Raw genomic sequence first — 20,614 nt, 5'->3', positions numbered from 1 at the left:
GTTGGGGCGGCGACTGCGGCGAGGAGTAGAGGGGGGCGTATCCACAATGGTGTCCACTAAAAAATGGTGGGCACCATTGTGGCTATTCGAGGCTAGGGCAGGCAGTGGGTGCAGGGCGGACGCTTACCATTCATATTCCCTTTCTCCGCAGCAAGTGTGCTCGCCACCTCTGCGACAAGCGTCAATAGCTCTGATTCTTCTTAACTCACCTGACAGGCAGGCGTGAGGTAAACAACATCAGTTAGCCACTACCCGCATCCTGCCTAGTCAGCCAGAAATTGTCATCTTCCACGGTTCAAGCTGCTTGGTGCTGCGGCCGACGTCTGTGGTGATGAGCACCAGGCTTGCTGACGCAGAATTCTGAGCCTCTGTGCCCAACGGTAACCACCACGCCATCTACCACAACCACATAAACGTTCTGGGCCTTCTCGGCCAACTGCCGTTCAGCCGAGGAGAGCTTGAGCAACAGTCGCTTCAAGCGTGCACGGTCGAAGAAGTACACCTGCGCCCCACGATTCCAGGTATGGCAACCAAACTCGAGAAGCCACTGGACCTGCTGCTGCCGAATACCACGTTGGCTGCACCGTTGTATGGCATGTGTGGTGTACTCCATTGCCCGTCTCCTCTGCGCTGTGACAACCCATCCTGTTTGAGTTAAGCATCCATGCCAGTGGCTCCATCCAACCCATCCAGTGGGCATAGCTGCAGGATATGTCGCCCAACTGGACGCACCAATAATGGGCTTTCATACAGGTCAAGTATTCAGGCAGGTTGACAGCTCCTAGGGATGCCTCCGATCAAAAACGGGGCAGACCTCCGGGGAACACGTGCGGATTGATGACGCGTTCGCTTCAACTCTGTAGGGTAATTAGTTCCAGCACTTGGTCCGCCATCGACTCTTGAGAAATCGCCAAGCGGCGGCGAAGCAAATCGGCCGCGATGCTGCACCCTCTCCTCTCTAACCACTCCACTGCAGCAGACTGCCTATCGAAATCAGCGGGCTTGTTGAGGCGTGCCTCAAGAATGCGTGCGATCGTCACCGGCGCTGGCACCACCACCGCCGAAGCGCCAGCAGTCAGCGAGTTCATCAGGCCCTGCGGGTCGTAGTCTGGAAAGCTTATTAAGTCGGTAATCCCTACCCTCGCAGCAGAAACGGCCTTCGGCGACCACTGTCGATCGCCCCGAAATAACATAGGTACGTCCTGGAGCTCTGCCGGCAATTGATATCGGTGAGCCGCGAGCATAACGCTCAGGTTCTCTACCAGCAGAACCCTCTCTAGCCCATGCAGGTCGCTAGCCTGGACGTTCAGCGTGCCGCCACGGGGGTGTAGGTAGTCACCTGATGGCAGGAGAACTCTGCCCGATGGATGAGCGACCAGCACCAGCCCCTCGCCTACCGTCCGGCCACTGACCTTTTCGTTTCTGGAGATCGCAGCCAGAGCCAGCCTGTCCCCCTCGAGCGCTGCCGTGCTGTGCTTCAGCGGATCCAGGGACATGTCCTTTCTCACCAGCGCTAGCAGCGTCTGGTGATCCGCAGTAGTCAGCAGCAACGCCGATGTACCGAGCTTCGTCCCTACGCCGTAAAGCTCGTGGATCTGCTGCCAGGTATCCGTAAGAGTGATTTTGTCCTGGTGGCGCCGCACCGCATTCATGATCGCCGTCAGGTGGCGCTTATTGGTCAGCATGCGTTATCGCCTCAACACCCTATCCAGGGTCAACTCCAGGACACGTCGGTTCGCCGAAAACCGACTATGTGGTGCCATCGTCGGCACAAGGCGGTAGTTCAGTTTCTTACCGTTGGCTTTGGCGAATGCCGCCTGCAACTGGGCATAGCCATCCAGGGCGTAGAGCCATATCCCGTCAGGGATGTCGGGATCACCACAGTCTTGCCAGTAAGCGGTAGCCGATTGAGGTTTACCAGTGGCAATCAGCTCCCGAAGCATGGCCTCCAAGTGGACACGCACGAAGGGTTTTTCCAGCTCCTTTTCCTGATTGGCGCCTGAGGGGACAATTTTCGATTCACGCTCCTGGGCGGCTGCCGCTGGCGCCGCTTTGACCTTCGGTGCCGGCAGTGAGGCTATCAGCAACTCCAGCTGCTCAAGGTTCTCGCCGGCGTCGACGTCGCAGAACGCATTGCCGCCCAGTGAAAGTGGAGCAGCACCAGCCCAAACTGCAGCATCAAGTCGTTCAAGAAGTGGCTCAAGATCGATTACACCGCCGCCCTGCAGGTGAGCGTCGACGGCCTGGGCCACCTGGCGCATCTTGTTGCGCTTACGCACTGTCAGACTGAGCCGATCAAGCCGACCAATCATCTCGTCGAGAGCGAAGCGGTTGCGGGACACCGCACCCAACAGACCGTCGATAAGTTTGCCCCGCAGCGCCCGGTCGCTTCTTGTCAGCTGCAATAGGCCCGTGTGTGTAAACAGGCCCAACTTCTCGTGCAGTCGCTTGAGCCGGTCGATCGCATTTTTGATATCGCGGATCCTGTCGGTGAGCCGGACGGAGAATCCATATCCTCCCTCAATGAATGCTCTGGTGACGTTCTGCTCGTTTCTCAGGTGCTGCACCACCTGGCGGGTGGTATTGGTGACACGCCGCAGGTGGCGCTCGGTCTCGGCCGGATCGCCAGCTGCCTTGGCGCCATGGTAGGCCTCGCACCCCTCCTCAATGCTGATTAGGATCTCCTTGAGGTCAGGCGCTACGCGATCAAACCCTTGGATAGAAATTTGTGCGCCCACGTCGAGCAGTAGGCCACTGAGATGCAACAGGTCGCTGTCCTCCTCCACCAGGCCTTTGGACATGAGCCACGAGAGGCCCTTGGTCATACGCTCCGGGGGCGTGATGCCTGTTTCGTCGGCCAAGGCCATGGCTTCCAGCAGATCAGCGTTCGCTTTCAGGTGCTCGCCTAGCCTTACCCAGTCTTCTGCCTTCACAGTTCGAGGCCTCTTTGCTCCAACTGAGTCGAAGATGGATCCGGCTCCGGATCCAGGCTTAGGCTGCTGAACTCAGCCACCCAGGCCAGAATCATGTAGAAGTACCCCATCTTGCCAGTGGCCACGTAGTTCGCGGACTCACTACTGCGCTTCACCAGATAACCCGCGTCGGCCAGGGGCCGCAACACCATCGCCAATCGTTCTTTGTTGTCCTTGGCGCTCTTGGACTTGCTGAAGAACTCGTGGCCACTCAGGTCTCGCAGCTGATCCCTGTAGGTGGGATTGTTCTCGATGGCCTCGAGCAGATCCGAAAAGGACACCGTGTCGCCGGGCGCTAGGCACGCATCGGTACGCCCAGAGCGATTGAAGAGGCGGATGAACTCCAGGCAGGGCTTGAGCTGATCGCGCATCTGCACAAGTTGCATAGCCGCTGCAGCTCTATCCTTGGGGTCAGACAGATCGGCATACCGCGAAAAGTACGTGTCCGGGGCAGTTTCTTCACCGATGGTGCCCAGCTCCCGGCCAAGAGGCGCCAGCGCCGCCCTGACCTCTGCCTCAACACCAGGTGCGCGAAGCTGACGATGGAGCTCTGGATAGGCATATTGGCAGATGAAGCCACCAGAGAGCAGGGTTTCGAGGACATCGCGAATCTCGCTCACGATAGGTACTCCTCTGCGGCCAAAGCCTCATTCAGTTCATCCAGCTCCTCGTGCACGTCCAGGCCGTACTCCTTGACGACGATCGTGCCGGTATCAGCCTGCCTCTCCAAGAAGTAGCGGTTAGTGAACTGCCGAAGCAACTCCGGCGCACCACCTGGGAAGCATGCCAGCATGGAGATTCCCCTCTGGTTGAAGTAGTTGACCAAGGCCACGTAGTTCTCCGGCGAAAGCTCCAGAGCCTCATCAATGGGGATCGACATTAGGAAATCAGCGTCTTTACGCAGCAGCTCGAACAGGGAGACGTAGATCATTGCAACGATGATCTTGGTTAGGCCGGTGCTGCTAAGCTCAATCAGCTCTGAGTTGTTGGTAGCAATCTTCGTCCGGCCCTGGTCATTGCACGACACACTCACGTCAAAGCACTGCTCCAGGTCAGAGGTGAACTTGCCCTCATTGATCTGCCTGGCCACGTTCTCCAGAGCCTCGACGAAATTCTCGGTCGGCATGACGCCATCACCCATGGCTTGCCAGCGGCGATAGTGCTGATCGTAGGTGGATAGATCAGACCAGAAGGACATTTCTTGGATGCGGGATGTAACCCTGAACTCGAACTGTTTGATCTGGGCAAATGCGCCAAGCACCTCCCGAGCTTTCTGCGTCGCATCTCGGCCAAGCTGCTGGATACTCCGATGCAGCTCCAGCAGCTTGGTACGACGATCGCAAAGCTCATCAGAAAGGTTCTTCGCCTGCATGATCAGTTTCGTCTTCTGGTCAGGATGCGAGACGTCGATGTATTCCTGCAGGCTCGGTGCCGCCTCCAACCAAGCCAAGTCAGGCTCTGCTGCAGCATTACCGGCCTGACTAGCGATCTGTTCGATGGCAGCGCCTTGCGGCGTGTGCAGGAGTTGGCGCGTCCTGAACTGAGACAGGATTTGGCGATAGATCTCAGAGGCGGACTTATGGAACACACTGCGCTGGAGCATCAACCTAGTTACATCTTCATCGATATCCTGGGCAGTCAATCCATCTAACGCGACGCCGGGATCAACGATGTCGACTTGAGTAAGGCGATTGAGCACACCACGGAGTAACCTGGCCTGGGCCTCATCCTGCAGCCCTTCCTGGGCCAAAGCCTTGCGTTGCTCGGCAACCTCCCTAAGCCGGGCCTTGACCTCTTCGTTATAGTCAGCGATTTGCCTGTCAACCCTGGCGACCTGACCTTCAAGGTCAGACATCTCGGCGATTCGTATTGGGAGCTGCGGTAGCACGTCCACCACCCAGTTTCGATAACTCTCGATGATCGATCGCAGACCATTGATTTCCTTAATTTGTGACTCGAGCTGGCTTATCTCGCGCTCCAGTCGACGATTTTCCCTGTCATCAATGCCCTCACTACGGAGCTTGACCGACTTGTCGTTCTCGATGGACTGAAGCTCAGCGTTGAGGCCGTCGGTGATTCGCTGCAATGCCGCCCTGTGCCCCTCGGTCTGTCGCACACGCTCTTCAGCTAGGTCGTCACGTGCAGTCTTTTCATTCGTGGCCAGCTCCAGCATGTGCCGTCCGTGAACCGACTTCAGTTGCGCGATACTTCCGTCTTTCTCGGCCAAGACCCGCTGCGCTTTAGCAGTGCGTGCACCCTGCTCTTCGATGTAGGCGCTATGTTCATCCTGCGCTCGTTCGTACAAGGCCTTGCGTTGCTCACGCCGCGATGCGAGTTCAATACCGGCCTGACTCTCATCGTTCTGACACTTGCTCAACCGCGCAGCATGCTTCCGGAAGCGTTCTTCCAGAACACGATTCTGCTTATCCAGGCTATCGAAGTCGGCCTGGATGCCCTCAAGCCGAAGCGTCAGCGATGCAATCTCTTGTTCCAGCGCTTCATCGCTAGCGAACGTTGGGACTGATAGCCCCTGAAGCACCAGCTCAAGTCCATACAGCGATTGCTGGGGGGATTCCAGCATTGCAGGGTTCAGATCGGTTCGCAGGAGGGTCTCTACTGGTACCAGCCTGGCAATATTGTCTTTCCAGCTCGGGTGGTTCTTTCGCAAGTACCCAAGCATCGTCTCTGCACCAGCGTTCAGTTGGTCCTTCAAAGCGTCACGTAACTTCGCTGTTTCGCTACGCTGCTTATCAAGCCCCTGGAACGCAGACACCAGCTTGGACTGCTCGTCCTGCAGGCTCTTCTCCTCTACACGGGCAGCTGCCAATTCGTCTTGGAAATCGGCCAGGAGAGCAGCTTGGTCATCTATCGCGTGCTGAGCTGCGTCAAGGGCGTCTTGGGAGCTTGGAAGTACCTTCGTTTTCTTCAGGTGCTCAAGTTCAGCTGTTGCGCGAGCGGCGGCAGTGGCCAGCAGTTTGCGTTGCTGTTCATGCTCCTCAAGTTCAGTGCGGTGCTCCCTTTCGGTCTCTTCCTTACGACGGCGTAAATCGTCCTCAAGCTCATCTTGCCGCTTCTGGATAGCCTCCAGCGCAAGATTGTGCCGAGAGTGAGCCTCCTCTCGCTGCGCTGACGCAGCGTCCCTGGCTTTCTGAGCCCGCGCGTCATAGACCTGTCGTATGTCTAGGCCCTTAGTGTTGAGCTTGTTCAGGTGATCCTGCTTCAGATCACGTTGAGTTATCACCTCGCCGAAGTTGTCCGCTCTCGCTAGCAGCTCTGCCATTCCTGCCTGCTCATGCTGCTCCTTGGCCGACTCAATTTTACTTACCGAGTCAGTGGCCGCAGTGAAGTTTGCCTGCAGGTGGCCACGTTTATCTGCCAACTCTTGGCGCCGAGCGTAGGCGTCATCGTTTATGCGCGTCTCTCGATCAGTAAGCCCACTCAGAGCTTCCATTCGTGCAGCTTCGCACTCGCTCAGCCGCGTCATGAAGTGGTTTGCTCGGGCCTTTTGAATACCGAGCTGGCGCGTGGCTGCCTGGTGGTCAACTCGAAATTGGGACAGTGACACCACCTTAGGCCTCAACTCGTCCATGAGGAGATAACCGGCTCGGTTCTCCAGCACCTTGTTGAACGGAGCAGCGTTCAGGGTTTCCAGGGTGCGGCCGAGATCAGAGTTATCCTGCTCGAGTATCTCGGCCATAGTGGTCTTCATGGTGTCGAACGTACCGGCGCTGGCCAGGAGCGCGAGCGCCACATTGTCGATACCGTTGAAGTCAGTCCGCTTCGGCGCCAGCGAGAATGAAGGACGGAGTGCCAGGACCAGCTTTCGCTTTTGGGGATCTGTCAGCTTCTCCATGTGGGAGTAGCCGCTGTTGAACTGGATGATGTGCCGGTAGTGAACCGGCTGAAGCTCAGGGCTGCAGTCGATACCTTTCACTGCCAGATGGCGTATCAGCTCCCCTGCCCTGACCAATTCTCCGGACGTATAGTCCCGATAAAGCAAATCTGGCTCCCAGGCGTGTGCCACGAGGCGGTAGGCGTAGCTGTCACCACTGCGATGCATGATCGCGCACCGCGGCGCATTCATGGAGTTGGTGTACTCGAAGACGATATAGCTGGAGGCATTGGGCAGGTACCAGTTAGCAAAGCTTTCCCGGTTACTCCCTGCCTTGACCAACTGCCCTGGCGCCGCCCCGTAAAAAACGGGTATGAGCTTCAGGAACGACGACTTACCGATGCCATTTGTGCCGTTGACGCTGGTGTTCCCGCTGATCGCTATCTCAGCTTTGGCCCCCGCGCATAGCGAGTCGATAAGAACGATCTTGAGCAACTGAGACATCATTGATTCCTTTCAGATGGCACCGACACATCGATAGTCGGCTGATTTTTTTGGCGGTAACAAGTGTCCGCGACTTAGCAGGCAACGTCCCCGCAAGCCGGTCAGCCAAAGCCCTAGATAGCTTTTGCATACTCGTCCCCTTGGCTGGCGCTCAGATACGCAGAGATTTTGCTGAGAGCAGAGTCCCGGTGCTGTGCAGCAGTGACGTGGCGAGGATGACTTGTGCGGTAACACAAGGTATCGCCAAGATAAAACTCCCACAGCGCTTTCTTTATCAGTACTTCGCTGCGGTCGATCAGCCCATCCAGAGATCGTTTTAGATCCGAGTCATAACGCCAGCCCGTAACAAATATGATCGACTGAGGCCGAATGACCCTCAACTGCTCACGCAGCAACTGCATGGACAGCTCCTGCACAGCAGCAAATGATTTGGAGTCCTTCTTGGGTGAGCCCTTTTTATAGGCCACCGCAAATAAATTGCCCCAGCCAACCTCCTTACGAGAGCAGCCAAGTTTTGCTGCTGCATATTGGTGAAAACGACCAAAGCAGGATCGACCAGGCGGCATATCTAGATATGCCTGGTGCTTACGCATGGAATCCTCAATGTAGCCTCTCAGATCTCCGTCATGGATCTGCTTGAAAGAGCCATTCCAGGCGCGCGTCTCCATACCAACGATCATCAGCTTCATCGGCTTTTCTGCTGCCGAGGGCAAGAACACTCCGGTCAATCCATCGCTACAGCCATCAAACTTGGCCAGCATCTCTTGGCTAAGTACCGCTTGGTAGGCATCCCCAAGATGCTGTTTTATATGCACCGACTGCATTAGCACTACTCCCTGGTTACCAACCTCGACGGGCCCGAACCATAGCGTCACCACCGCCATTCGGCAGCCAGACGACAGATGGTCTGGACTGCTCCAACCGCAAAACACCGTCGCGGCAATTCTGCTCCTGACATCGCGTTCGATAAATGATCAGGTCATCCAGAAGAGCGAGTACAGAGGCTTTAAAACCCGACGCCTCGAGGGTTTCTAGATCAGCGTCCGAAAAGAAGAAGGAGGCTGCGTCGAGTCGATTTTCAGCAGTCACGCTATGGAACACGATTTCCCCGTCCACAGCTGCCCCCTCAAAAATTGCTCGCACAGTTGCGCCAACCGAAAACTCTCGAACGCAAAGTCGTACGACTCCTGCACACACCACCTCCTATGCCCAGACGCGCTTACTGCGCCAATTCGCTAGGCTCATGCTCAACCAAAGCCAGCTCAAGATCTGCTCGGTCCACCCAGGTTTCGTCCAGCTCACCTTTAACTGCCACCCCCAACTGACGGAAGTCGCTGACCTGTTTGACGAGATTGGCCTTGCCGCTGACCAGTTGATCACGCGCCTTGCGGTAGGCATCCTGGGCCTTGTCCAGGCTATTGCCGATGGCATCCATGCTGCCGAGGAAGGTGCGCAGTTTGTCGTAGACCTTGCCAGCACGCTCAGCCAGCTCGGCGGTGTGCTTGTTTTGGTCCTCGAAACGCCAGAGCTGGCGCACGATGTTGAGGCTGGTGAGCAAGGTGGTCGGGGTGGCGACTAGCACGTTCTGCTCGATGGCTTTCTGGAACAGAGTCTCGTCCGCCTTGAGCGCCTCTACAAAGGCCGACTCGATGGGCACAAACATGAACACCATCTCCGGCGCATTCAGCCCTGGCAGGTCGAAGTAGTGGCGGTCGGAAAGCTCCTTGATGCGCTGGCCGATGGCCGTGACGTGCTCATTGAGAGCCAGGCGCCGCTCGGCATCATCCTCGGCATTGATGTAACGGGTATAGGCGTTAAGCGAGACCTTCGCATCGATAATCAGGTGCTTGCCCTGCGGCAGGTAGACGATCACGTCCGGGCGTTGGCGATTCTCCTCGCCATTGATGCTGACCTCACGTTTGAAGTCGCGCCCGTTGACCAGGCCGGAGCGCTCCAGGACGTTCTCCAGCACCAGCTCGCCCCAGTTGCCCTGAGCTTTCTTCTGGCCCTTAAGTGCGGTGGCCAGGTCGTGCGCTTCCTGGGTGATCTGCTGGTTGAGCTCCTTGAGGTGCAGCAACTCCTGGGTCAGCGCGGCCTGCTGTTGGACATCCTTGTGGTGAATGTCTTCGACCTTGGTACGGAAGCCTTCGATCTGTTCACGGAAGGGTTTGAGCAACGCATCTAGAGACTGCTGGCTGTGTTGCGAGAAGGCTTGGCTTTTGGCCTCGAAGATTTGCCCAGCAATCTGCTCGAACTCCAGCTTGAGTTGGTCGCGGCTTTCCTTGAGCAACTGCTGTTGCTCGGCAAAGTGCTGCTGCTTCTGCTCCAGGCTGCTGCTGAGGGTGGCGTGCTCCTTGGACAGGTTGGCGAATTTGTCCTGCATCACCTCGTGACTGTTCTGCAGGCGCTCATGGGCCTGCTTGAGTTCGCTGTGCTGCTGCACGAGCTGACCATGCTGAGCACGAGCAGCGCTGGCCTGGCTTTGTGCTTCTGCAAAGCGGGCAAGCTGTTGCCTCTGCTCATCGCGCAGGGCAGTGAGCTCCTCTTGAGCGAAGTCGAGCTGGCGCTGCAGCTGTTCAGCATGGGCCATTTCCGCCCGTGCGGCGGCCGTTTGCTCACGCAGGTCAGCTTCTTGCTGCTGACTCTGCTGCTGCAACTGCTCCAGCTGTAGCTGGTAATGCTGCAGGGCGGCCAATGCCTCTCGGCGGCGCATGATCTGCCAGAACAGAGCCAGCGCCATCACGCAGACCACCAGCAGAGCGATGCTCACCACTGCCCAGGACATTCCGATACCGTTCACTGTGCTTCTCCTTTTCCGTGGCGGCTACAGCGCCAACTTGAATGACGCCATCAGAATATGTAGCTTTAAGAGACACATCTATTGTGCTTACTTGTACAGGTAAAGTTTTCGAGCAGATGGAGAGGCCATGAAACGCAAGCAAGCAATCGAATCCGTGCGCTGGGATCTGGCACTGCGCTACCGACTGATCGAAACAGTCGCCTGGTGGGAAGGCCGTTTGACTACAGGTCACCTGATGCAGAGCTTCGGCATCAGCCGGCAGCAGGCGTCGAAGGACATCAACACCTACATCAACGAGCACGCGCCGAAGAACCTGGAATACGACAAGCATTTGAAGGGGTATGTACCGAGCCGCCACTTCAAACCACTATTCATTGACGACAGCGCCAGCGCCTACCTGCATCTGCTTAATCAAAACTACGAGCGGGCACCTCATATCGACGGGCTAGCCCTGGCCTATGCGCACACCGAGGTGCTGGGTGTACCGGATCGTTCAGTCCGCCCGGAGGTGTTGCGCCCTCTGCTAAAAGCCTGCCGAGAGGGACTGCGGCTGGAGTGCGAGTATGTGTCTTTCAGCACCCCGGACGTTGAGACCAGGCTGATTGCCCCACATACCCTGATTTACACCGGCATGCGTTGGCATGTACGCGCTTACTGCGAGAAGAACGGAGATTATCGGGACTTTGTGCTCAGTCGTTTCCGCGGTGAGCCGGGGCTTATGGATGACCAGTCTGAACACAGCCGAGACCTAGATATTGGCTGGAATACCGAGCTCGCGGTGGTCATAGAACCCGACTCGCGCCTAAAGCCCGAGCAGCGCGCCATTATCGAAGCAGACTACGGCATGCAGGGCGGTCAGCTACTGATCGAAACCCGTGGCGCACTGGTGCAGTACGTGTTGCAGCGCTACCAGATCGACCCGACCAAGGTACATGCCAAAGCCACAGCGCAGCAGATCGTGGTAGCCAACCTCGATGAACTGCAGCCCTGGCTTTATCACTGATAGATGGAGCCTGTATGGCCGCTCACCCCCTGCTCTATACCCTGCATATTCAGCTAGAGCCATTGCAGCTCGATCCGCCGATCTGGAGGCGGATCAGGGTGAGTGGCGACTGCACCCTACGCAAACTGCACCACTTCATTCAGGCGGCCTTCGGCTGGCACAGCTGCCACTTGCATGAGTTCAGCAATGGCGTGAACAGCTATATGCCGCTGGATGCCGAACTGATGTACCAGTACGACGACGTGCTGGATGACCGAAAAACCAAACTGCGCCGAGTATTCAAAGAGGCGGACCGGCTGCGCTATCTCTACGACTTCGGCGATAGCTGGCAGCATGTGATTGCCGTGGAAAGCATCGAGCCCTCCGACTTCGCTGGCACCTGGTGCGAAGTACTCGATGGCGCCCGCGCCTGCCCGCCCGAGGACGCAGGTGGCGTGCCAGGTTATTTGGACTTGCTGGTCTCTACCCAACAGCCAAGCGGCGGCAACTTCGATCCCGAGCTGTTTGACCGGCGGGCAGCCAATGCTGCAGTGCAGCGGATATGCAATAACTTCTGGGGCTGAAGCCAGCAGCGCCAAGAGACACAAACTCTTAATCCGCAGTGCCGCCATAGGCCAGCCTGGCCAGTCCAAGCAGTACGGGCAGCACGAGCGCCAGTGGCAAAAGATCGCTAAGGGTGAGCAACAAGATCATAGGAGGTACTCCTGGTCGGTTGCCCCCAACCTAGCGAGAACCGCCCTCCAGGGCGATCTGTCTACTTTTCGCCTGTAAACAATCCACGCAGACCCCATACCCTGTCGACGAATGCGCCTTGCCGGAATGACGGAACCCTGATTACTGTATATAAATACAGTTATAGGTCAGCCCGCAATGAGCAACGCCCTTATCCTCGGACCGCTGCAGCGCAGCGGCACCGCCCTCCCCCTTTTTGATGCACGAGTCCCAGCAGGCTTTCCCAGCCCTGCGCTTGATCACATGGAGCACAAGCTGTCGCTCGATGCGCTGCTGGATCTGCAGGCCCCGCACACCTATATAGTCGCCGTCAGCGGTGACAGCATGGTCGGTGCCGGCATCTTCGATAACGACCACCTGATCGTAAGCCGCGCGCTGCAGGCCCGCCCCGGACACGTGGTGGTGGCTTGCCTCAACGGCGATGTGTTTGTGAAGCGCCTGGCGCAGGATCAGGGGCAATTCGTGTTGCGCTCGGAGAATCCCACCTACTCGCCGCGCTACATCCTTGAGCAGGATGAGCTGATGATCTGGGGCGTCGTCACCCATAGCCTACGTAATCACCTGAACTATGGTTGAGCCTGTCTACGCGCTGATCGATTGCAACAGCTTCTATGCCAGCTGCGAGCGGGTCTTTCGCCCCGACCTGCAACGCACGCCCATCGTAGTGCTCAGCAACAACGACGGCTGCGTCATTGCCAGATCCGCTGATGCCAAGCCTTTCGTGAAGATGGGCGCGCTCTTTCACGAGATTCGTGGCGACCTCAAGCGCCACGGCATCGTGGCCTTCAGCAGCAACTACGCACTGTATGGCGACATGAGTGAGCGGGTGATGACCATCCTGGAAGCCCGCTTCCCGAGCACCGAGATCTACAGTATCGATGAAGCCTTCGCCGATATGACCGGCCTTCCTGAGCCGTTGGAGTCGATCGGCCGTCAGGTACAGTCGGAGGTGAAACAGAAGACCGGTATTCCCGTCGGCATCGGCATCGCCACCACAAAGACACTGGCCAAATTGGCCAATGCCGCAGCCAAGCGCTGGCAAAAGCAGACCGGGGGTGTCGTAGACATTCGCGACCCCGTTCGACGTGACAAACTGCTCAAAGCCATGCCGGTTGAAGAAGTCTGGGGCGTAGGCCCGCGCATGCGCGCTCACCTTGAGGGCATGCAGATTAGAACGGCCTGGGACCTAGCACAGATGGACGCCTGGACATTGCGCAAGCGGTTCAACGTGGTGGTGGAGAAGACGGTGCGAGAACTGCGCGGAGTAGCCTGCCTGGAGATTGAGGGCGAGATCGAACCCAAGCAGGAGATCTGCTCCAGTCGTTCATTCGGCAAGCGACTGCGCGAGTTACCCCCTATACAGGAGGCCGTCACCAGCTATGCCATGCGTGCTGCAGAAAAGCTGCGTAACCAGCAATCACTTTGCCGGCAAGTGCGGGTCAGCCTACGCACGGGGATGTTCAACCCCGCAGAGGTAAAATATGCCAACGGCATCCTCTGCCAATTGCCCTACCCGACCGACGACAGCCGATTGATCATTAAGGCCGTACAGGCTGGGCTGAAGCAGGTCTTCCGAGAGGGATTCAGCTACGCCAAGGCCCAAGTGCTACTCCTGGATCTCTGTCGCAAAAATGAGTACACACCAGATCTGTTCGCACCCGAACAACCCGAAAAAACCAAGCGACTGATGAGCGCTCTGGATGCCATCAACAATCGCTGGGGACGTGGAACGCTGCAGCCAGGTCGTATTGCAAAACCAGCCGAGTGGGCAATGCGTAGAGAACTGCTCTCGCCCGCCTACACCACTCGCTGGCCTGAACTCATGGTCGCAAAAGCTAGATAGCCTTCATCCAAGCGCGTCGTCTTTGATCTACGACGGCTCAGCGCACCCTTACACAGATAGCTAGCACGTCCAGCTTCAAGCGCAGGCGAAGATCATCTTGGTTTGTAGGTGGCGACGACACGCCCCCACTCTTCAGCATGAGGCCAATGCCAGCGTGCCGCGCTGTAGGCTGGACCAAAATCGCCTCCACCCAAGTGCTAACAGAGGCCTCGCCACAGCTCATCGGACTCAACAACAGCTATAAATCTGCGAGCAGTAAACCCATCAGGAAACAATGAGTCCCGGCCATCGTCATCAACCTGGTCCAGCGGCCTCAGAAGATGCTTCTCGTCACGCAGAATGACCTCCAGCGCTTCACGGGAAACTACTTTGAACCCATCGATGGACTGTCCATCAAGCTCAATAGATGTATCGACGATCCAGGCCCGCAGGTGTGCCTCAGGATGCTTGCCGCAGTAGCCTAACCTGGAGCGCAGATGTTGATCAGACGCCAGAGCTCTGGCCACCGCATGACGCTTACGTCGGAGCTGCCAAGCGGCCTTACGCAATGTGTTGGTACGATGCAGCCAAACCTCATGGGTGGTCGAGCGGATATAACCTGACTTGACCTCAATGAGCAGCAGCAGGCCATCCCGTTGGCAGATCAAATCCACCTCGCCGGCATCCTCATCGCCTGTCACGGGAGGCCGATATCCCACCTCCACGACAAAACCTTGTAGTCGAAAGCTCTCTGCCAGCGCTAGCTCGACTCTCTGCGTTTCTGCTTGTACATCAGCTCTACGTGCATTCACACGCCGCAAGTTATTGATGGCAGCCGTCAGGTTGTTCTGCTGCGCACCAACCCAAGGGAATTGGAAGCTATATCTGCCGATTTTGTAGAAGGGCTGTTCGTATAGGCGTGGAGCCGGCATCCCTGGCTGCTGCTTCAATTGCTGAGAGAGCGTTTTGAGGTCACTGGTCCAGAACTTGAGAATGGCCTTGGCTGAATCAGCACTCCCCCGCGGATGTTCATCACTCACAGTCCAGCCTTTGATCCGGCGGATTTTTTCGTCCTCCTCTGACCAGGTCATCGGAAACCTGTTCTCGCCTGACAGCAAACCATCCAAGGCCAGCCGACCGAGCGCATGAGCAAGCACGCCCGACTCGTGTAAATACCCCAGAAATGGTTGGATGTACTGACTCTGAAAGAAAACCTGGGTCAGCTCGCTCGCCAGTAATACGTGATGAAGCTGAACCTGCGCGCCATCACTGAGAGAGATCCGGTCACCCAATCCATAAATCTGCTGAAGTTGCAGTTCGCTGCGAATTGCCTTGATGTATGCCAGCCGATTTAGCTCATGATTCTCCGGTGAACCGATAATTTGCTCGGCCAAGCCAGAGACGACGAATGCCTGAACAGCACGATTCATCCAGTAATGCCAAAGCAGATCACCCTTGCGCCCAGTCCGCTGCCACCGCTCTGCTCCGGCCTCAGAGTCGTTATAGATGACTGGCTCGCCAGGTTTTAGCTGGTAACGGCACTCCGGATCGAAGCAGAACCAGTCAATCGAACCCTCGTAGTCAATCCGCTCTTGGGTTGCCGTGATCAGAACAGCCAGCCATTCGAGATTTTCACGACACCTGGCCACATCCGCATTGGGCGACTCAGGAAAAATGATCGGTGACAGGTGACGCTTCAGCGACCGCCCGAGCCTGGACTCGGTCAGGCGAAAGTCCTCTTCTGAACACGACTGAAGCTTCCTCAGGATGATGCGATCGTATACCTGCCACTGAAGATCAGAGCGTTCATCGGAGGCATCTCCAGAAAACGCCTCATAGGCCAGCACACTGAGGTAGGAAAACAGTTCCAGCAGGGACAAGTGCTCAAGGTGCTTTTCCGCGCTGATAATCAGCTCATCAAATGGTTTGAGCTGACCCAGTAAGCGGTCACAGACACCGAAGAATACTTGCCACTCAATCCCGGTGAGCGAAGCGCGCAGTTCAAGCCAAAGCGGCGAAGCAGTACGCACAAACAGCTTCGAGTAACGGATCGCCCATCTGAGGCTCTCTGGGGCATTTCCAGCCAGCTCCAGCAGGCGCTCGATGCTGATTGCAGTGTCGAAGTGCAGCACCCGAGCGAGGGCAAGACTGGCCAACTCGGATTGAGCAACTGCATCCACATCACCCCAGAACGGCGCGGCAGCCAGGCCCATCGCCCGGTCGAGAGAGGAGAAGTTTTTACCTCCTGGCCGCTGATCCAGGAAATGATGCAGGCTCTCATCAAGGGCACAGCCCTTGCCGAGAGCAAACTGACTGCCCTCATAGACCGACAGGTAATGCTGCCGGCAATGCTCCCACTTTTCTGTCATCCCACAGCGCTCACGGCAAACTTAGATTCCTGACCAAAGCCTAAGCTATCGGCGGGCTTGGGCTCCAGAGACTCAGCGCAGGTTGGAGGCTCTATTTCGGCGGTATGACATTCGGGCTGAAAATCAGAACTCCTGATGGTATGGAGTGGTCTGTCAGGGGCACAGCTGATGAGCTTAATGACTCATCAACTTCCCCCTAATCATTCCCGGCACTTCGCTATAAGGGGTTCCTAGTCGACAACGCCAACCGGATCGACACCGGTGCGTTTGCGAGTATCAGCGCTGCCGGAAATCAGGTAAACGAGGTCACTTGGCTTGTTATTGCCAAGCTCTGCGACCAACTCTTCAACCGTAAATGCGCCCTCTTCTCCGGAGCGAATGAACGGGTAGAAGTGAAAAATATGAGCCTTGTAACCGCCCATTTGAACCGGGGCCATACCAGTAAAATACTCAGTCCGGCTACGATTCATAGCCATCACTGCGTGCCCCTTCCCGCCTGCCGCTGTCGGAATCGCCAGGTCGAAAGCGATGATATCCATGAAGCGAGATTCATCTTTCATTTGGGGGATCGAGCGCATTTGGCCGAGCCAATCACTCCAGCACGACTGCAGAGCAGTGCTTGCGTTGTATTTTTCTTGCGCTTTATAGCAAAGGAAGTGTGAAAAACTGGTGCGTGGATCAGAATTACGCACTGAAGATCCGACACTTGCGAGCGCTCCAACAGCTGCAAGCCCGCCCTTCCCAGAGCCCAGCCCCGCAGTAATAAGGGGATCAGATGAACCTGCTCCGCTCTGCGGACGAAGGTCGTCAGGGCCGCCATAGGTCGGACGCATATAGAGCGGCGTCTCGATAATGGCTACTTCAGTGGTGCTGATATAGGTCAGCCGCCCCTCGGGGTACCAACTCAGTTTGGGGTAGCCGAACAGAGACATTGCCTTTTCAGTCTGTGTTTCATGAAGGCTGAGGTCCACAGGCTGGGCATTAACCCAACGATCAAGTCCAGTTTCACGGGGTATGTAGGTAACGTTCATGCCATCGACTTGGGTTGTAACCTCGCCTGGGTAGGGGAGCATTACACCTGCGCACCCTTGCAGGCCTGCGACAGTTGCGGCGGTAAGAGCGATTCGAGTTGCGCGTTTTTTCATCATGGCATGGTCTCCCTTTGAGCCTATTTTCCACACGTTTCAGAGGATGCAATCCGCACCAAGGGCGGACCGATTCCGATTACATGTAAAACAAACCCGCCAGATGGCGGGTTATGATTGTGCCGCCAGCCTACTAGTGATTAAGCAGGCTGGACTAAGGCCTTCATGGCCTATCCCAGGCTAACTTATCGCTGGAGCAACAGACAGTCGCATGCGATCAAGCGTCGCCCCGGTCGGTATATAAGCTAATCCGCCATTTAGAACTCTTATCAGCCTAGGACTGCCGCACCAAAGCACGACGCGCGCCCCACAGTAACTTATATCCCTGAATTGCACCTACTAGAGGTGCGAGATAGATTGACGGAGCCTGGCGAGCAGCAACTAGGAATTCCCGCGTAAAACCATTCATTTCTGCCTCCTATCATTTGGGCCCAGATTTAAACACTGTCAAATTTTCTGCTGCGATGATCACTAACCATTCTTTCAACTATAGCACTACCGGCGACGAGAATCACTATCACCTACATAACCTCGCACCGCCAACAGCGCCGACCTTGAAGAGGGTACACTAGCCCTTAGCACCGACTGAATAGCCAGCCACTCCCAGCTATCCCGAAGTAGGTATTTATTAGATATCAACATAGAATGCGGGAGTATATTTTGCTCGAACATGAATAGCCGATCGGCAGCGATCCGAAGCAAGCCTCAAGCGCAGCACGCCATCTTTCATCTCGACTATTAATAATACCCCATCCTTTCTGGCCGAACCGCTAGGCAGAGCACTCATCAAGCATTCCAAAATCTCTTCTCTGAGAAGATCAACAACCAACATGGCTAGTGAACTCCCTAAGGCGGCACTTCCAAGATATAGAAAGATTTCACGGACAATCTTCCCAGGCGAGTCACTAAAACTACGCACATCTTTAAATGCAATACGTCCGGACAACTCACCCCCGCCATTTGCAGAACTAACTGATGGACAACTTAAGCTACCCAACTCATCAGCAACCTCTTCTAGGCGCCAGGAAATATAGTTTGCTACCTCTTGCACACTCTCCAGGAAAAGAACCTCGGAGTATGGGCCTGGAATATTCAATCGAAACGAACCTGCCAATCTCGCTCACCTATCGTATGAAACCCTGCCAAGGGCATGCCCAGTAAACCAAGTGCAAAAGGGTTCACTTTTATGCACCTACTCCAGCAACAGGCAAGGGCCAAGCTTAGTAATTTGGTTCACTTTTGTGCACCTTTTTACATCTACCTAGCCCACTACAGAATGACCTCCCACGCCTAGGACAACACTAAAATGATACCTCATGCCTCCAATACGCAATGCACCTGCTCAACAGAGACGGTTTTTTTTGTTGGCCTCGAAGCCCCATACGCCGTGCACTTTCTCCGGATACGTGCGTGACAAAACCAGCGACAAACTCATCAGGAGGGTTGCACTGGTTCTAGCCTCTGTGAAATCATCAAGGGGTCCACTCAGGCTCATGAGAGCCTGCAGCAATGGCTAGCTGGTCCACAGCACTTCAGGTAACTACATCGATGCGACATGCGTCGACTGCAGACCAAGACCTAATGGCTTTGCCCTCCTAATGTGAGCAACGCGGTCCTAATTGGACAGCCTGTTTCTATCTCGATATCTAGCAAGCCGTCTTTTGCGCTATTAGCCGCAAAGTACTGCTACGCAAATCTATCCCGTGCGGTACGCCGACCATTTATGTTGGTTAGCTACTCACCAACCCGGTGATCCCCTCTCGTATCTCCGCTCTGCGGAGCAGCTGTGTGACACACAGCCTCGGACTATGAGAAACAATCACGCGAGAATCATTAAATGCGGCGGAGCGTCGTCAGCCCGCCAGCCGTTCTCCGCCGTCCGCCTGGGACACAAACGGCCGTGCATTTCCGGTGCAACAACCCTCTCCGGGTAACGCACCTATCAAAACCCGCAGCCAGATGCAGGGAACACTCCCTGTTAACACTAACCAACTCCTGGCGGAGCTGGGTGCGACCCTTATAAGAATTTCTATTACCCCTCTAGGGCATTAGCCCTACAACCTTCTATGGATCGCCATTTATGCCACAACACTCGAAACACGCATCAAAAAACATGGGATACGGACGAGACCCAAAATACGCAGCCAAAAACAAACTAAGAGATCACTTCAATTCCGGCCACTACGCCACCACTATCACACACAGCGAACGATTCAAACTATTTATTGACTGGATAGAAGAGCATCACAAAATAAAAGACTTACGGGACATAACCAACAGCCATTTACTAGCGTACTCAGAACATGTCAAGGCACTAATGAATGACGAGAGAATTGCTGTATCAACCGCTCACAATCGAATCTCATCATGCAACGTCGTTCTAAAAATAATGCGAGGAGACAATCATATTCGCATAGATAAAATTGCTAAAACCTTAGAAAAGAAACGCTGCTACGTCCGTAGCCAAGCTCCAGATAGGATTGATCTCGACGAAATACGCAAAGTCCAACACCAACTGAGAAACAGTGGAAAAATCCGACTTGCCGCCATCATCGGCCTCACACGAACATTAGGAATGCGCCTCAGAGAGGCAGTTTTATGCGACCTCCAGCGCTTAAAAAGGGAGGCTCAAAAATTTGGAAAAATTAATATTCAGGAAGGTACCAAGGGCGGACGAAAAGGATCTCACGCGCCAAGATGGATTAATATTACAGAATACGCCGCCGACGCTATTGATTTTGCAATTCTCGCGTCACCACCCAACAGCAAAAATCTTCTTAACCCGAATGAAACATATATTTCATTCATACGCACAGTAGTCAGACACAAAGGCATAAATCTTGGAGGCTATTGCATCCGCAAAATCCATGATCTTAGAGCCGCATATGCCTGCGAGCGCTATGAGCAAATCACAGGACACCCAGCTCCTGTAATTGAAAAGCGACTAGCCATGTCAAAAGAGGAACTTAAAATGGACAAAGAGGCGCGTAGAATCATCAGCAGAGAGCTTGGCCACGAGAGGATAGAGATCTGCAACTCCTACATTGGGAGTTGCAAAAAATGACCTCAACAATGGAGATTTTTATTGCAGGCGTGCTCAAAGGAGCACCCGCAACTCGTAGACGCCATATACAACGAGCAAACACAATTAAACTGGCAATCGAATCACGATGGAATATTCGTCACCCAGCCCAATACCAGGTAAAACACCTGCGCTGGTTTCTATCGGAGCACACCAAGCTCGATAAACCTAACGCTCGATACCAGTATTGGTTGACCGTGAAACTGATAGTGCAGAGACGAGACAAGGTGGCTGACTGGCTGCCCCTACTTAAGGGGGAATGGGACTCTCCCTGCCAGAACGAGCGAACCTGATCCAAGAAGCCTGTGAACAATTGACGACCTGGGAACCCAGCGCCCGATGTTACAGACAAT

At 55.5% G+C, this 20,614-nt stretch carries 15 protein-coding genes; 5 read left to right on the top strand and 10 right to left on the bottom strand.

Features of this window, described 5'->3' with window-relative positions:
• Window positions 1-295: 295 nt before the first annotated feature.
• The 7 genes from IEG05_RS12450 to IEG05_RS12420 form a co-directional block, all read right to left on the bottom strand.
• On the bottom strand, window positions 296-613 hold the full coding sequence (locus IEG05_RS12450) for a DUF4258 domain-containing protein (RefSeq protein ID WP_191122134.1): 318 nt from the start codon (window positions 611-613) through the stop codon (window positions 296-298).
• Between the two features lie 238 nt (window positions 614-851).
• Window positions 852-1,685 carry a DUF7281 domain-containing protein gene (locus IEG05_RS12445; protein WP_191122133.1) on the bottom strand — a complete coding sequence of 278 codons (834 nt, stop codon included), beginning with the start codon at window positions 1,683-1,685 and terminating at the stop codon, window positions 852-854.
• Window positions 1,686-1,688: 3 nt separating this feature from the next.
• Window positions 1,689-2,933, bottom strand: a complete 1,245-nt coding sequence (locus tag IEG05_RS12440) for a hypothetical protein (protein WP_128651149.1) — start codon at window positions 2,931-2,933, stop codon at window positions 1,689-1,691.
• Complete coding sequence (locus tag IEG05_RS12435; protein WP_121498070.1) at window positions 2,930-3,592, bottom strand: hypothetical protein; 663 nt, start codon at window positions 3,590-3,592, stop codon at window positions 2,930-2,932. Before IEG05_RS12435 ends, IEG05_RS12440 begins: the two co-directional genes overlap by 4 nt.
• Window positions 3,589-7,308 carry an ATP-binding protein gene (locus tag IEG05_RS12430; protein WP_191122132.1) on the bottom strand — a complete coding sequence of 1,240 codons (3,720 nt, stop codon included), beginning with the start codon at window positions 7,306-7,308 and terminating at the stop codon, window positions 3,589-3,591. The genes IEG05_RS12435 and IEG05_RS12430 overlap by 4 nt, the downstream gene beginning before the upstream one ends.
• Window positions 7,309-7,421: 113 nt before the next feature.
• Window positions 7,422-8,132, bottom strand: coding sequence for a hypothetical protein (locus tag IEG05_RS12425; RefSeq protein WP_191122131.1), 711 nt, complete (start codon window positions 8,130-8,132; stop codon window positions 7,422-7,424).
• Window positions 8,133-8,527: 395 nt separating this feature from the next.
• The gene (locus IEG05_RS12420; RefSeq protein WP_336509759.1) at window positions 8,528-10,108 is read right to left on the bottom strand and encodes a DNA recombination protein RmuC; all 1,581 of its coding nucleotides are present in this window, start codon (window positions 10,106-10,108) and stop codon (window positions 8,528-8,530) included.
• A 127-nt stretch (window positions 10,109-10,235) separates the two neighbouring features.
• Between IEG05_RS12420 and IEG05_RS12415 the strand changes: the two genes are divergently transcribed.
• The 4 genes from IEG05_RS12415 (at window position 10,236) to umuC (ending at window position 13,686) form a co-directional block, all read left to right on the top strand.
• Window positions 10,236-11,111 carry a helix-turn-helix transcriptional regulator gene (locus IEG05_RS12415; protein ID WP_102833545.1) on the top strand — a complete coding sequence of 292 codons (876 nt, stop codon included), beginning with the start codon at window positions 10,236-10,238 and terminating at the stop codon, window positions 11,109-11,111.
• Window positions 11,112-11,125: 14 nt separating this feature from the next.
• Complete coding sequence (locus tag IEG05_RS12410) at window positions 11,126-11,674, top strand: plasmid pRiA4b ORF-3 family protein (RefSeq protein ID WP_102833546.1); 549 nt, start codon at window positions 11,126-11,128, stop codon at window positions 11,672-11,674.
• A gap of 307 nt (window positions 11,675-11,981) precedes the next feature.
• Window positions 11,982-12,419, top strand: coding sequence for a LexA family protein (locus IEG05_RS12405; protein ID WP_191122130.1), 438 nt, complete (start codon window positions 11,982-11,984; stop codon window positions 12,417-12,419).
• Entirely contained in the window at window positions 12,412-13,686 is a 1,275-nt protein-coding gene (umuC, locus tag IEG05_RS12400) for a translesion error-prone DNA polymerase V subunit UmuC (protein ID WP_191122129.1), read from the top strand. The genes IEG05_RS12405 and umuC overlap by 8 nt, the downstream gene beginning before the upstream one ends.
• Window positions 13,687-13,883: 197 nt before the next feature.
• On the opposite strand, the gene IEG05_RS12395 is transcribed toward umuC, so the two are convergent.
• The 3 genes from IEG05_RS12395 to IEG05_RS12385 all read right to left on the bottom strand — a co-directional run bounded on the left by IEG05_RS12395 (window position 13,884) and on the right by IEG05_RS12385 (window position 18,275).
• Window positions 13,884-16,034 (bottom strand): NERD domain-containing protein, encoded by a 2,151-nt coding sequence (locus IEG05_RS12395; RefSeq protein WP_224742805.1) that lies wholly within the window; start codon window positions 16,032-16,034, stop codon window positions 13,884-13,886.
• A 230-nt stretch (window positions 16,035-16,264) separates the two neighbouring features.
• Window positions 16,265-17,182 (bottom strand): hypothetical protein, encoded by a 918-nt coding sequence (locus tag IEG05_RS12390; RefSeq protein WP_191122128.1) that lies wholly within the window; start codon window positions 17,180-17,182, stop codon window positions 16,265-16,267.
• A 625-nt stretch (window positions 17,183-17,807) separates the two neighbouring features.
• Window positions 17,808-18,275 carry a hypothetical protein gene (locus tag IEG05_RS12385; protein ID WP_191122127.1) on the bottom strand — a complete coding sequence of 156 codons (468 nt, stop codon included), beginning with the start codon at window positions 18,273-18,275 and terminating at the stop codon, window positions 17,808-17,810.
• Between the two features lie 984 nt (window positions 18,276-19,259).
• Here IEG05_RS12385 and IEG05_RS12380 point away from each other — a divergent pair.
• Window positions 19,260-20,243: an integrase domain-containing protein gene (locus IEG05_RS12380; RefSeq protein WP_191122126.1), complete on the top strand. Its 984-nt coding sequence runs from the start codon at window positions 19,260-19,262 to the stop codon at window positions 20,241-20,243.
• The last annotated feature ends 371 nt before the right edge of the window (window positions 20,244-20,614 follow it).

Source organism: Stutzerimonas kunmingensis (assembly GCF_014764705.1).
Lineage (GTDB): Bacteria > Pseudomonadota > Gammaproteobacteria > Pseudomonadales > Pseudomonadaceae > Stutzerimonas.
Note: the sequence above shows the minus strand (reverse complement) of the source record. Positions and strands in the feature narration are given on the sequence as shown.